Below are 14,493 nucleotides of genomic sequence, written 5' to 3'. Positions count from 1 at the left end.
CAGTTAGAATTTTTTTATTTCGTTATGTAAAATATGAGGTAGTTATGCTAGTGTCAGAGCAAATAGAGAGTGTAGATAGAGAAGAATTAAAGCAACAAAATCATATACATAAAGATACAGAGTGTTCGGAAGAGACGACAATATATGGGCATATTAATCAACATATGGAAAAAAACATCTCAAATACATTGCATGAAATATATGATGCTCTTATGTCATATAACGAATCGGAACAGTCAATGACGTCAACTTAAGAACTTTCATTAGCAAACTCTCCTAAAGACATGATGGCGTTTAGGCTTATCTACTTTATTGCGGCTGTCCCGGTCGGATTTTAACTTTAGCGCGTATACTTAAAAAGGGCTTGAAAGTTTTTTGGCGCAATAAGTACCTGATAGAGTTTCTGTCTCATTACACTAAATAAAACTGAAAAATTTAAACGATACTCAGTAATTTGATCTGGGTTCCAAGGCCCTTGTGCATCACATATATGAAGCGATAATATATTGCACATGACCAAGTTTGCCCAAAATTCTTGTAATACAGCCTCTCCAGAAAAATTCTCTAACTCTGCTCCTACTTTGAGTCGTTTCCTCTATGTGCCACCTTAACACATAAGCTTTGCTCCAAAGTCTCGGTCAAAAACTCTGTTTCTCAGTTGGCTAATGTCAGCACTATAACTCTTACTTTCTGTCCTTTCATTTTATTTTTTAGCTTTTCATTTTCTAATATAAAATCAAAATCTAATTCGCCAGCGTTCCCATAGCTTACTATAATTTCTTTTTTGCAAGCAAAAAATAAAATCTACTTCCAAATCATAATGCTGCTGAATGAATTTTACTGAAGACGATCATAGATAAATAATAATTTCTCTTGATTTAATAAACGCATTTGAGTGATAACTTCGGGTAATTGCTCTGCCGCCAACGTTTGTTCACCTATATTCCAAGCTGCAAGACGAGCACTGCAAATCAATGAAGTACACAAATCAACAAACAAATTGCCAATGGTGCCTGTTGTTCCATTTGGTTCAAACTCGGATACAATTTCCCCAGAGCTGGGTAATCTCATACCAGAACCATCTGCTGCAATAAGTCTATAGCCTCTCCAACTCAGGTTCATCCTGATAGGCTGTTTGGATGCTTAAATTCTTGAAAGCCTGTATGGCAAATCTTATACCTTGCTTTAGAAAAAGCTTGCTTTGAGGGTACATGTCAATGGCTCCATAAGTTCACATTCTATTCCCAAACTTTTTTTAACTAACTTTAAAATCATAGAAAATACTGTCGAAAAAGGAAGTTTTCTTGTTCGTGTAAAACTCAACACAATGGATTTTCTGAAAAGTTTTCGAGTATATTATATTTTTAATTTGTAGAATAAGGTTTTTTCCTTTTTGCATGTTTCACCTAAAAAAGACACATTTTAAACTTTTTTGTTGCAATAAAATAGAAACAAAAGTGCTGTTTCTTGCACTCTTTGGATAATTTAATGATAAAAAATTTAGAGAGAAATTTTATACACTATCGCTGATATTTTTCCTTAAGTTGACGCCATTGCCTGAACGGATACAACTTAATTTTTAATCTGCAGGAGTCAAGTTGAGAATGTCCAATTTTCCACTTTCTTTATAGCATAACATACTTCAGCGCCTCTTGCTCCTCTTGAAGTCCAATGGGCTCACCACTTATGTGTAAATTAATCGTTAATGTTGTACACGTTCTTTTCTTTTTCTACTCTCTCTTGCTCTTCAATACAATATATAGCAAGCGGATTAGCTTTAAGTCTTTCGACTCCTATTTCTTCTCCTGTTCCATCGCAGTAACCATAAGTGCCTAATTTTATTTTTTCTAACGCCTCCTTAATTTTTTCTTTTCTATCTTTTCGACGCTTGATTAATTCCTCGTTTCCACTATCTTCATCAGAATAGTATGTATCAATACTATTATCTTCTAGTTCTTGTTTCTCTAACTCAGCGAGTATTGATTGTAACTTTAAGCTGAAGTATTCCAGTTGTTTTACGCTCATATATTCTTCATCTTCTGAAGGAGTGTAATCTTCTGGTGACTTTATTTTTGGTAACTTTTCCATAATTGCATTATCAAAAAAATAATAAAACCTATATAATTTATGAACAAAAAATTATACTACCTCAAAGTAAACACTATAATTTATAATAAACATTTAAAAGCCTAGTATGATCGACTCAGTAAAAAAATTAGTAATAGATGATAAGAACTTTACCTATATAGTATGTATTTTTATCATAATGTTAAGTTTATCTTCATTTACACTTAAAAACAACAATAAACAAGAAGTTATGTTAACATTAACATGGATATGTGCTACATTTGTTTTGCAGATTTCTACAAATAATTTGTTTACATCTGATTATCATGATGGAATATTAGAGCAAATCTTTGTACAGCCACTCTCTTCTAGGCTTATAGTTGCTTATAAAATTTTCGCTCACTGGTTATTATTTGGGTTACCGATTTCAGTAATTTCTTCCATATTCAGCTTTGCAATTCTAGGCAATAGTATTGAACACTCAATAGCAGTTGGAGTGTCTTTATTATTTAATACGCTGATAATCATTAATATTTCAGCTACTGGAAATGCATTGATGATTGGTCGAAACAACTTAGCATCAGGAGTATCGCAAATTCTTGTTTTGCCAATGATAATGCCAACCTTTGTGTATTTTAAAATGCTAACTCAATTTGAAAATTTATCCTTGAATATTTATACACTACTAATCACCATCTTAGTTTTTGTTATTTTGATTGTTAACAGCACCATAACTACTCACATGGCACTAAAATTTGCTGTGGAACAGGATTGAAAAATCTTACTGTTATTCAGTAGACTTCTTGCATAACCTAGAAAAAAGGCAAATAGTTATTATAGATTTAGGTTTATCGACAATTTGAAAAACCTTCATTCCAGCATCCTTCCCTGTCATCCAAGTAGCCCTTCGTTGTCATCCCAGTGTCAAAAACTGGGATAACAGCTAACCTGACAACCGTCATCCCGCTACTTGTTGGCGGCTAAGAGATACCGTGACAGTATGACGGTTCGCGGTGGCATGACGATAAGCCTCATCGTCCCGCTACGTGTTAGCGCCGCGGCGGCATGACGAGAAAGGGGCTACTTGGATGATACCTTTTTTCTACTTAGTTTGGGTTATGCAAGAAGTCTATTCCTTCATAAGGAGAAGTAGTTAAAGGAATTTACTCTATTTCTCCCTCTTTTTTTATTATTTTTAATCTATAGTTAACGTAAAAGAGATATGCAAAAACTCTATTGATCCATAGTCTGCAAATTATTAATAACACTTACTTTAAAGAACCTCACTTTACGCTGATCTTTGAGCGCTCTTCTGTGGTATTTTGTAAGAGTATAACTTGTGAAATCGTCTTCCCTATAGATTAAAGAGTTACACTGCTTTATATGTGATGCTATCCACTCTGCATAGTCCTGATGATCGGTTGCAATGAATATTTCCCCTGTTATAAGTATTTTTTTTGCTAATAAATTTAAAAATTCCGTATTAATTAATCGTCTTTTATTGTGACTTCTTTTTGGCCATGGATCTGGAAAGAGAATAAAGAATCTTTCAACACTGTTATCAGGAAAATTTGCAATCAATTCTCTTGCATCTTCTGTCCACATTAAAATATTTTTTATGTTCTGTATTTCTATGTTTGTTAGCAAGCGAGAAACCCCCTTTAAGTAGGGCTCACATCCTATAAATAATAGATCAGGTTCATTGAGCACCTGGTAAAGCATATTTTCACCGTTGCCAAAGCCTATTTCTACCCATATTCTTTTTTGTGAATTTACAATTTTCTCTATAGATTCCTTGCTGTTTTGAATAGAATATTTTTCCAATATTTCATCAACATCAGGTTTTAGCCTGGACCTTCTGGAGAACGATCTAATCCACTTGCTATTCTTAAATAGCATATTCTTGATACATATATAATTTTCTCACTATATTTTATATAGCTTAAACAATTCTCGAAATGAGTTAATGAAAAATTACTTGTCAATAATTGTTAATATTATATAATATATGAGTTCTAATAAAGTTTAAGTTAAAGGTATGAATAATAATAATCCAGTCGTAAATCTACCGGTTACTATCAGAAAGCTATCATCAAACAAATTTATAGAAGAGATATGTCAAGGCCAATTTGAGGATCAAGATAATACCTTGTTTGAAGATTCTTTTGTTAACAAAATTAAAGAAGGAGATGTGGTAGAAGGTGTAATTACAAGAATAAACCCTAACGACGTTGTGGTTGATATTGGTTTAAAATCTGACGGGAGAATTCTGATCAAGGAACTCGGTTGTAATGATGAGGTCATTATTGGCTCGAAAATCAGAGTTTATGTGGAAAGAATTGAAGATTATCATGGTAATGTTGTTCTTAGTCGTGAAAAAGCAATTAGGGACGAAAAATGGAATAAGTTGGAAGAAGATACAGTTACAAGGGCTGAAGTAAGCGGAGTTATTAAACGCTCAATTAAATGTGGCTTTATTGTTGATCTTGGTGACGGAATAAGCGCTTTTTTACCGCTGAGTCATGTGGATTTGAAGCAAGTAAAAGATGCGAAGCACCTTATTGAAACTGAACAAAAGTTCATCGTGCTTAAAATGGATAAGAAGCAGGGCAATATTGTAGTATCAAGAAAGCTGGTGTTAGAAAAATTGCACGCTGGTGAAAAAATTAAATTTTTAGAATCTTTAAATGAAGGCGATATAATAGAAGGGAAAATAAAAAGTATCACTCATTACGGTGTATTTGTCGGTATTCATGAATCAGATGTAGTGGGAGTTATAGATGGATTGTTACATATTACAGATATCTCTTGGAGTAGGGTAAGTCATCCGTCTGCAGTTTTTACTTGTGGTCAGACTATAAAAGTTAAAATTATAAAAATAGATAAGGAAAATGCTAAAATTTCCTTGGGTGTGAAGCAGCTAGAAGATAGCCCTTGGCAAGATGCAGAGTCAAAATATCCAGTTGATAGTGTGCATAAGGGTTATGTAACAAGCATAGAAGATTATGGATTATTTGTTGAGCTTAGACCTGGAATTGAAGGTTTAGTGCACTCGTCAGAAATAACTTGGGTTAAGAGTAATTTACCAGTTAGTAGTCTCGTAACAAGGGGACAAGAAGTATATGTAAAAATTCTCAGTATTGACATTGCTAAGAGTAGGATGAGTTTAAGCATGAAAAGGTGTGTAGACAACCCTTGGCAAGTATTTATCAATAAATATCCTCCTGGTTCTATTGTTTCTGGTGAAGTGAAGAATAATACCGGCTCATATGTATCTGTTGCTTTCGGTGATTCTGAAATAGATGAGAACGTAGAAGGGACAATATATGTGAAAGATTTTAGTTGGTCTAAAAATGGTTCAGATGAGATAAAGAAGTATAATGTAGGTGATAAAATAGAAGCAAAAGTAATAAGGGCTAACGTGAATCGGGCAAGAATTTATCTTGGAATAAAACAAATAGAGTATGATCCTCTTGAAGAACTGATAAAGAAAGTTAAGGTAGGTGATAAAATACAGGTTATTGTAGGTAAGAGAGAAGATAATGGACTAGTCGTTGAAGTTGAGAACGATGTAACCCTTCTAATAGATCAAGAGCATTTACCAGAGAATAAAAAATTCTCTATATCAGAAAAAATAGAAGTTGAAGTATTGGGTGTTGAAGAATATAACATAGCATTATCTGCTAAGTGATAAGGTTTACTTATTTTGGCTTCATATAAATGGCAACAAAGTCTGATATAATAGCGAGGGTAGCAAAAAGACATCCTTTTTTAGATAAGATTGTTATAGCAGCTATAGTTGATAGATTTTTTGGGATACTTTCAAGCACATTGAAACATCATAATAGAGTTGAAATTAGGGGGTTTGGTTCTTTTTCAGTTAGAAGTTATAACTTGAAAGAAACAAGCCATTTAATGTTACAGAAGTTTACAAAGAATCAATACTTTAAAACATATTTTCGTAGCAGTAAAAAATTATCTGATTTGATAAATGAATAAAAATTTATACCATAAATAAGATGAAAGTAGGGGTTTGAGTTTATACTGTACGATAGAAATTTTTAGCACCATATGCAAGTAGTAGAAATAGTTATACGTAATAACACATACAAAATATCTTGCGAAAGTGGGAAGAAGAGCCATTTATTACGCCTTGCTAATAGTTTTGACAAGCTAGTTGGTTCTGTATCTCAAAAAATTGGAGGTAAGGGGTCGGATGCATTAAATTTCTTACTTGCAGCACTAATTCTTGAGGATAAAATTTTAGAATTAACAAAGCGATTAGATGAAGTAAATCAAGAGCGCGAAAAGTATAGAAACGAGAGAAGAATAGAATATACTGAGGTACTAGATAAGGTAAATAAGATTATCACTAATCTTGAGTGCATAAAGGATTAGCTTCAATAAAGCAAGCAATTAAATTGACTATCTGACTATTCAAGCCAGGAGGGAGGTTTGTCTTACGAGTTATGTAACAATATAATTCGTAATCATCAAGATCAACTATTTTTTCGTATTCGATTAGTTCGCTTAAGGAAAATTTATCAAGATATTTCAATGCGAAATGCCCTAAAAGTATATCGGTTTCTTTGCAACCCCTATGCCAGCTTCTATATATTAATTTTCTTCTGAGTAGTGAGGTATCTGTCATTACAATTAAACTTTTTTTAATTTAAAAGTTAAACTAAATACTTGTCAAGCGAGGCGCATTTTAATATACTTAACATTTTGTTAAGATCTAAATATACAGGTGGAATTAATTTCTAATCTTATCCATCAATTTAGCGATGGAATATATTATTTTTTATCATTTTCTTTAATAATTTCTGTCATAGTATTCGTGCATGAATATGGGCATTATGTTGTTGCCAAAGCATGCAAAGTTAAAGTTGAATCTTTTTCCATAGGTTTTGGTCCTGAAATTTTTGGTTTTAACGATAAGTCTGGAACTAGATGGAAATTAAGCGCTGTTCCATTGGGTGGTTATGTTAAAATGCTAGGAGATACTAATGCAGCGAGTGTCCCAGCTGATCAACAAGAATTAACGGAAGAAGAAAAATTGTATTCATTTCATACAAAACCGCGTCATAAAAAAGCAGCAGTAGTTTTTGCAGGGCCTTTTGCAAACATGGTATTTGCTGTTATAGCTTTTACAATATTTTTTAGCATAGCAGGTTATTATCGCACTCCACCGGTGATTGAAAATGTAATCGAAGGTAGTGCAGCTAAGCAAGCTGGTTTGTTGCCAGGTGACACTATTACACAAATCAATGAGCATAAAATAAAATACTTTGAAGATATTTCACGTGTGATAATGTCGAATCCTAAAACAAGAATGGAGATTGAGTATAGCAGAAATAATGAGAAGCACAGGACCAGTTTAACTCCATTAATAATCAAGGACAAAGACGTTTTTGGCAACACAATAGAAAGAGAAACTATAGGGATTATTTCAGTCAATACATTAAAGCAGTCGTCTTTTCTTGGGGCTGTGAGCTTATCAGTAAGTGAAACTTACCACACTATGTGCTTAACGATCAAAGCTCTCTTTCACATTATTGTTGGTAAAAGGAGTATCAATGAAATAGGTGGACCAATAAAAATCGCAAAATATTCAGGACAATCAGCTAAAAAGGGATTTATTATGGTTCTATATTTTATGGCAATCATTTCAGCTAATTTAGCTGCAATTAACTTGCTGCCAATACCACTGCTAGATGGTGGGCATTTATTTCACTATATCGTAGAAGCGGTTATACGTAGGGATTTAAGCTTGAAATGTCAAAAATATGCAGCTATTTTTGGTGCTTTAGTGTTGTTTTTGCTTATGGCAACTGGAATGTCAAATGATATCAGGGATCTTTTTTGAAATAAAATATGAAAAAGCTATTTTATATACTGGTAGTGGTTTTTATTTCTTTTCCTGCCCTGCTTGTTGCTTTAGGAACTGCGGAAAAAGTGCAGGTGAAAGATGTCAAATGTATTGGTAATGAGAGGGTAAGCAACCAGACAATAGGGTTCTATATAAAACTAAAATCTGGTGATTATATAAACGACGATGATATAGACTCAATTATAAAAGATCTATATAAAACAAAGTTATTTGCTAGTGTTAATGCTTACATAGATGATAAAAAAAATTTAGTAATAAAAATTCAAGAAAATCCACTGATTAACAAGGTAGTGTTAAAAGGCAATAAGTTATTTAACAGCAAAGAGCTGCTAAATAATGTGATTCAATCAAAGTCGCTAACTATTTTAACTGAAACAAAATTGCAAAACGATTTAATGAATTTAATCACTACTTATAGAAATAACGGTAAGGTTGGCGTTAAAATTGAATATGAGTTGGAGAAGCTCGATAGTAATAGGGTCAATCTAATTTTCAAAATAAAAGAAGGCAAAACCTCTAAAATTAAGGATATAAGATTTATAGGCAATAAAAACTTTTCTGAAAATGAGCTAGAGCAAGTTATTAAAAGACATAGTAATGACATATTTAGTAAGTTATTTAGAGCCATTTTTAAAGGCGAAAATCATTATTCACCGCAATATCTATTGATTAACACAGAATTGCTCGATCGTTTTTATTCGTCTAAGGGATATATTCAAAATAATATTCAACCAATTGTTGAGGTTGATAATAACAATCAAACAGAGTTAACTTTTTTGATTGACGAAGGACAGCAGTATTTGTTTGGAAATAATGAGGTTAATATTGAAACTGAAATTCAGGATTTGAGCCTAAAAGAAGAAATATTGGATTTTATAACAGAGGAAAACGATAAGATATTTAATAGAGTTAAAATTAATAATACAGTAGAAAAAATAAACAAATATTTAAATGAAAAAGGATATATATTTGCAAAAGTTAATCCAGAGTATGCACAACGTGACAACGTTGTAGATGTAACCTACAGAGTGCTGCCGGGTAAAAAGATTTATATAAATCAAATTACAATTGATGGTAACGATCGCACTTTAGATAAAGTGATCAGAAGTAAGCTAAGTGTAGCAGAAGGTGATGCGTACAATATATCTGAGATTCAAAAGTCACGTAAAAAACTAATGAGTAGTGATTTTTTTGAAACAGTGAAAGTAAATAGTTATGCAGTTAATGATAATGCAGTAAATCTTGACTTAAGTGTTAAAGAAAAAAACACTACTTCGTTGTATTTGGGAGGAGGTGTGTCTCTTCCTGGTGGAGCATTGATTAAAATTGACCTCAAAGACCGTAATTTATTTGGTACTGGAAAAGAGCTCTCTTTTGCTCTTGAAAAAAGTCAATACGTATTTTCTACTGATTTAGAGTTTGTTGAAAATAATTTTAACGATTCTGATACGTCACTAGGCATGGGTGTATTTTATGAAAAACAAGATAAACCAAACACTACTTTTGATAGTTGCGATATGGGATTTTTTACAAAGTTATCATATAAAGTCACAGAGAACTTAACTAATTCCCTTCGCTATTCTTATAAGTATAATCATATACACATGGATAATAAGGGTGGACAAGACACCGATATCTCTGAAATAATACTGGACCGAAAAGGTAAACATCAGATTTCATCAGTGGGATACACGTTGGCATATAATAAACTGGATAATCTATATGCTCCAAAAGAAGGGTATTTACTGCGCTTAAGTCAGGATATTTCAGGATTGGGAGGAAACGTGAATTTCCTAAAATCTGAATTCTTATCTTTTTATACGCACCCTATATTAAGCAAAATTGACGATGATATAACGCTACGCTTTAAGATGGCGGCAGGTCATATTTTTTCTTATACTGATGAAAACCTAAACATTGGCCAGCACTTTTTTAAAGGGGGTAATGAGATTAGAGGGTTTGACCTTTCCGGTATTGGACCAAGAGCAGAAGACAAAAATAAAAGCTCATTAGGAGGCAAAACTTATTTTAATCTAACACAGCAAGTGGATTTTCCTCTACCAAAACTATATGACTATGCTGGTATCAAAGGCTCACTATTTGTTGACTATGCGACACTTTTTGGCTTAGATGATAAAAATAAGAAGTATGAAGGGAAATACTATGATAGCAAGCTTGTGAGAGTGTCACCAGGTTTTGGCTTTTCAATGCTTTCTCCTTTTGGTAGACTTAGATTGGATTTCGGGTTTCCTTTAGTAAAGGAATCTTATGATATAATACCATCACCAAATGTTAAATTTTCTATTGAAGCGGGGATTTGAATGAAATATATACAGTTATTTATATCAGTTATTGCCTTAATTATTTCCTTATTTGTGGGGTATAAGTTTGTAGGATATCAACCTCAGAACACAAAAGCTACAATTATCGATAGTGACAAAGTCATCAATGAATCTCTTGCTCTGCAAAATATACAACAACAAATAAAGGAGCAGAATTCTAGATTACAACAAGAATTTGAAAGTGAGTTAGAAAAACTTAAGCCATCAAAAGAAGAATTTGAACTTTTGTCAGAAGAAGCAAAAAAAGAAAAGACAGAACAGTTTAATAAGCACACTGTAAATACTAGAGATAATTACGCTAAAAAAATGTTACATTTAGAAGAAAGCTATAGAGACGCAGTAGAGAGTGTTTTTAACAAGATAAAAGAAGTCGCTAAAAAAACGGCAGAAAAAAACAACATAGATTTGGTACTATTTATTTCAAAAAAGAACCAAGTTTTATACTCCATGGATGAAGTTGATTTATCAGATGTGGTATTAAACAATATAAACAAGAAAATACCTGAATTTGCTTTGAAAGGCATTGAGTAGGCTTATGCAATTTAATATCAGTGATATTATAAAAATATTACCACATTCTTATCCGTTTCTCTTAGTAGATAGAGTTATAGAGTGTGATCCTGGTAAAAGTATAAAAGCAATCAAAAATGTGACTTTCAATGAGCCATTTTTTATTGGCCACTTCCCTGGTCATCCAATAATGCCAGGAGTCTTGATAATTGAATCTCTAGCTCAGGCATCTGCTATATGTGTTCTAGGTAAAGAAACAATAGAAAATAAAGTTGTTTACTTGAGATCCATTGAAAATGCAAAATTCAGAAAGCCAGTTACTCCAGGGGACACATTGATTCTTCAAGCTAACATTCAAAGTGTGTGTTTAGGTGTACACAAATTTAGGTGTATTGCATCTGTTAGCGAAGAAAAAGTTGCAGAAGCAACAATCTCAGCAGTACTGCAAAATAAATAAAATCTTCATCTGTAAGAAACAGCATGTACACTTTATAGTATAGCAATGAAGCTGAATTTCAAAATCTCATTTTCGAATCTATATACTCGCAATGGATTAACAAAATTAGATGAGACATTTTTGAATTATATTAAATCATGTGATGAGAGCTTGTTTTGTTCATTAATTGAAGCAAGAGAAAAAGCAGCTTCTTCTTCGATGTCATCCCAGTGTCACCTCCCATCATCCCAGTGTCACCCCCCGTCATCCCAGTGTCACCCCCCGTCATCCCAGTGCTTGACACTGGGATCTAGAAAACAAGAAGGACGGTCAGCTACTTGGATGACAGATAGCCAGCTCATTATAGACCTTTCGTACTTACTTGATGAATTTATTGCAAAACTTTTCAACATTGAAAAAGAAATAGAAGAGCTAAAGAAAAAGCACAACGACTTTGCTGTAATATATAAATGCAAAAGGTTATTTGTCCAACGCTATGCATTGAAGAAATACACTAATGTGGCGAATATAGATATTACTAACAAACTAAGTCATTTTCTCACTTTGCCAACAACAGAAAAAAATTTCGCTGAGCAGGTGATGCATTGGTTTGAAGATAAAGAAAATCACAAAGAGGAAATAGAACTTGCGGCACAATATGCAGTGTGGAGAGTAAAAAATAAACAGAGCATATTATTTAGCATACATAAAAAAATTGACCACGAAAACCTCATACCATTTTCTAAAAAAGAAGTGGACAAAGTTGAAGTGCTGTATTCAAATGAAGTAAAAAGACGATACGGTTTTGATCTAACAAGCAAAAAGGTGAGTTTGAATAAAGCACTAGATAATGCTCACTACTGCATATTTTGTCATAAGCAAAGTAAGGACAGCTGCTCAAAGGGGCTAATTAATAACGACAATACTTTTAAACAATCTCCACTAAAAGTTGAACTGCACGGCTGCCCACTAGAGCAGAAAATATCAGAAATGAATCTGGTGAAAAGCGAAGGGTACAGCATAGCAAGTCTTGCAATTGTGATGATAGATAACCCATTATGCGCAGCCACTGGACACAGAATATGCAATGACTGCATGAATTCGTGCATATATCAAAAACAAGAACCCGTAAATGTGCCAGCAATTGAAACAAGGATTCTGGATGATGTGCTCAGTTTACCGTACGGATTTGAAATATATTCTCTGCTCAGCCGTTGGAATCCTTTAAATTTTCAGCGTTCATTGCCAAGAGGAAACACTGGAAAAAACGTTCTAGTTGTAGGCCTTGGTCCTGCTGGTTTTAATTTAGCTCATCATTTGTTGAACGATGGGCATAACGTTATCGCCATTGATGGACTAAAGATTGAACCTTTGATCGATAATTTCCAGCTAATTAAAGATTTCAAACACGAAAAATTGAGTGAACGCATGGCAGGAGGGTTTGGTGGGGTGGCAGAATATGGTATTACTTCTCGGTGGGATAAGAATTACTTAAAGATTATTAGATTACTGCTGGAAAGACGTGAGAATTTCGTACTTTATGGAGGCATTCGTTTTGGCGGCACGATTAATGCTGATGACGCGTTCAACTTGGGTTTTGATCACATCGCCCTAGCACTTGGCTCTGGTAAGCCACGAATGATTAAAATAAAAAACATACTAGCTCGTGGAGTACGCATGGCATCTGATTTTCTGATGTCGTTACAACTGACTGGCGCTCTTAAATTTGATTCTATAGCAAATCTGCAAGTTCGTATGCCGATAGTTGTCATAGGTGCGGGGCTTACTGCGATTGACACTGCCACTGAAGCTTTAGCGTATTATCCAATTCAAGTAGAAAAATTTCTTCTTCGTTATGAGATATTAGTTGATAAGTATGGAAAGGACTGTGTTGAAAAAGATTGGACAGAAGAAGAACACAAAATTGCAAATGAGCTCATATCGCACGCAAAGTTGATCCAAGCAGAGCAAGAGTTAGCAAAAAAAGAGAATAGAGAAATAAAAATATTAGAGTTAATGCAGAGCCTCGGGGGAGTGAAAGTTATATATAGAAAAGAGCTAAAAGATTCACCAAGTTATCGATTAAATAGCGAAGAGGTGCAAAACGCATTATCAGAAGGGATTTACTTTATTGAAAACTTAGAGCCAGTTGAAGTTGTGACGGATAAATATAACCATGCTGAATTAATAAAACTGATAGACACAAAATCCGGCGAAATCAAACGTATAAAAGCACGTTCTATTTTTATAGCAGCAGGTACTGAGCCAAATACAGTTATTGCAACAGAAGATAAAAAGCATTTTAAATTAAGTAATGGGTATTTTACTCATTTGAATTCATCAGGAAAAGAAATAGACCCAATATTTTCTCCTAAAATGCAAAATAAAGATAGAATATTAGTGTATAAGCAAGGCAATAAAACAATCAGCTTTTTTGGTGATCTTCACCCTTCGTATAGTGGCAGCGTCGTGAAAGCTATGGCAAGTGCTAAGAACGGCTACCCTATTATTTCTCAGCTTTTGAGTGGAGTTAATAGCTTCGTTTCTGTCATTCCAGTGTGTGATGTTGTGGGCCAGAAAAAAAATGCGTGGTCAAGTGTTGAAGACCTGGCTAATAAAGAATTATTTAATAGAATCAAAGAGCAATTCACTGCAAAGGTTATAAAAGTTCAATATTTAACAGACAAAGTTGTGGAAATAGTGATCAAAGCACCACTTGCGGCAAAGAATTTTAAGCCTGGGCAATTCTTTAGATTGCAAAATTTTGAAACCAATGGCAGAAAAGCCAATAATACAAACCTTGCTATGGAAGGTATAGCCGTAACCGGCACTGAAGTAGACAAAAAAAAAGGAATTATTTCCACTATTGTGCTGGAAATCGGCGGCTCCACTAATTTATGCAGACACTTAAGAGAAGGCGAGCAAATAATTCTTATGGGCCCAACTGGCAGACCTACTGAGGTTTACTAAGTCTCAATATTAAAGTGATGCCAAATTTTATTTCAAAAAGTAAATAATTTACTAACGCTCGTGCACAAATTAAAAATAAATTATGCACGAGTGTAGCGTTATGAATTAGGAGTGCTATATTAAAGCTTACCTCACTATTAAAGCTATCGGTCAGATTAGATTAAAAACCTAATCTGACCGGTTTCTCTATAACCCTCTAAACTCTGATATAATTATATGATAATTAGTTTAATTAGTGGTTAATATGCAAATTGATTTTATTCATATATTGAGAT

The 14,493-nt window shown here is 33.5% G+C and carries 13 protein-coding genes and 1 pseudogene; 10 read left to right on the top strand and 4 right to left on the bottom strand.

Going from position 1 to position 14,493, the window contains the following annotated elements:
- Positions 1–44: 44 nt before the first annotated feature.
- Positions 45–254: a hypothetical protein gene (locus tag AAGD84_RS06575; RefSeq protein ID WP_015589377.1), complete on the top strand. Its 210-nt coding sequence runs from the start codon at positions 45–47 to the stop codon at positions 252–254.
- 9 nt (positions 255–263) lie between these two features.
- On the opposite strand, the pseudogene AAGD84_RS06570 reads toward AAGD84_RS06575, so the two are convergent.
- Together AAGD84_RS06570 and AAGD84_RS06565 are read right to left on the bottom strand one after the other, a co-directional pair.
- Positions 264–1,399, bottom strand: a pseudogene (locus tag AAGD84_RS06570) (transposase).
- Positions 1,400–1,695: 296 nt separating this feature from the next.
- Positions 1,696–2,088, bottom strand: coding sequence for a TraR/DksA family transcriptional regulator (locus AAGD84_RS06565; RefSeq protein WP_010963040.1), 393 nt, complete (start codon positions 2,086–2,088; stop codon positions 1,696–1,698).
- Positions 2,089–2,194: 106 nt separating this feature from the next.
- Here AAGD84_RS06565 and AAGD84_RS06560 point away from each other — a divergent pair, with 106 nt between their 5' ends.
- Positions 2,195–2,842 carry a heme exporter protein CcmB gene (locus AAGD84_RS06560; RefSeq protein ID WP_151808123.1) on the top strand — a complete coding sequence of 216 codons (648 nt, stop codon included), beginning with the start codon at positions 2,195–2,197 and terminating at the stop codon, positions 2,840–2,842.
- A gap of 458 nt (positions 2,843–3,300) precedes the next feature.
- Here AAGD84_RS06560 and trmB read toward each other — a convergent pair whose 3' ends face one another.
- Positions 3,301–3,966: a tRNA (guanosine(46)-N7)-methyltransferase TrmB gene (trmB, locus tag AAGD84_RS06555; protein WP_012673367.1), complete on the bottom strand. Its 666-nt coding sequence runs from the start codon at positions 3,964–3,966 to the stop codon at positions 3,301–3,303.
- Positions 3,967–4,105: 139 nt separating this feature from the next.
- Here trmB and AAGD84_RS06550 point away from each other — a divergent pair, with 139 nt between their 5' ends.
- From AAGD84_RS06550 to AAGD84_RS06540, 3 genes are all read left to right on the top strand, one after another.
- Positions 4,106–5,758 carry a 30S ribosomal protein S1 gene (locus tag AAGD84_RS06550; RefSeq protein WP_012673366.1) on the top strand — a complete coding sequence of 551 codons (1,653 nt, stop codon included), beginning with the start codon at positions 4,106–4,108 and terminating at the stop codon, positions 5,756–5,758.
- Positions 5,759–5,787: 29 nt separating this feature from the next.
- On the top strand, positions 5,788–6,066 hold the full coding sequence (locus AAGD84_RS06545) for an HU family DNA-binding protein (RefSeq protein WP_010963035.1): 279 nt from the start codon (positions 5,788–5,790) through the stop codon (positions 6,064–6,066).
- A 72-nt stretch (positions 6,067–6,138) separates the two neighbouring features.
- Entirely contained in the window at positions 6,139–6,465 is a 327-nt protein-coding gene (locus AAGD84_RS06540; RefSeq protein WP_341817969.1) for a cell division protein ZapA, read from the top strand.
- On the opposite strand, the gene AAGD84_RS06535 is transcribed toward AAGD84_RS06540, so the two are convergent.
- Complete coding sequence (locus AAGD84_RS06535) at positions 6,440–6,718, bottom strand: succinate dehydrogenase assembly factor 2 (RefSeq protein WP_006279484.1); 279 nt, start codon at positions 6,716–6,718, stop codon at positions 6,440–6,442. The two genes, AAGD84_RS06540 and AAGD84_RS06535, sit on opposite strands and share 26 nt — an antisense overlap.
- 99 nt (positions 6,719–6,817) lie before the next feature.
- Between AAGD84_RS06535 and rseP the strand changes: the two genes are divergently transcribed.
- The 5 genes from rseP to AAGD84_RS06510 are packed head-to-tail and all read left to right on the top strand — an operon-like array spanning position 6,818 to position 14,218.
- A complete protein-coding gene (gene rseP, locus AAGD84_RS06530; protein ID WP_341817968.1) occupies positions 6,818–7,936 on the top strand; it encodes an RIP metalloprotease RseP in 1,119 nt (372 codons plus the stop codon).
- A gap of 8 nt (positions 7,937–7,944) precedes the next feature.
- Complete coding sequence (gene bamA / locus AAGD84_RS06525; RefSeq protein ID WP_341817967.1) at positions 7,945–10,281, top strand: outer membrane protein assembly factor BamA; 2,337 nt, start codon at positions 7,945–7,947, stop codon at positions 10,279–10,281.
- Positions 10,282–10,833, top strand: coding sequence for an OmpH family outer membrane protein (locus AAGD84_RS06520; protein ID WP_341817966.1), 552 nt, complete (start codon positions 10,282–10,284; stop codon positions 10,831–10,833).
- Between the two features lie 4 nt (positions 10,834–10,837).
- Positions 10,838–11,269 (top strand): 3-hydroxyacyl-ACP dehydratase FabZ, encoded by a 432-nt coding sequence (gene fabZ, locus AAGD84_RS06515; RefSeq protein WP_006279640.1) that lies wholly within the window; start codon positions 10,838–10,840, stop codon positions 11,267–11,269.
- Between the two features lie 45 nt (positions 11,270–11,314).
- Positions 11,315–14,218, top strand: coding sequence for an FAD-dependent oxidoreductase (locus tag AAGD84_RS06510; RefSeq protein ID WP_341817965.1), 2,904 nt, complete (start codon positions 11,315–11,317; stop codon positions 14,216–14,218).
- Positions 14,219–14,493: the final 275 nt, after the last annotated feature.

This window comes from Wolbachia endosymbiont (group A) of Andrena fulva, from assembly GCF_964026815.1.
GTDB lineage: Bacteria > Pseudomonadota > Alphaproteobacteria > Rickettsiales > Anaplasmataceae > Wolbachia > Wolbachia pipientis.
Note: the sequence above shows the minus strand (reverse complement) of the source record. Positions and strands in the feature narration are given on the sequence as shown.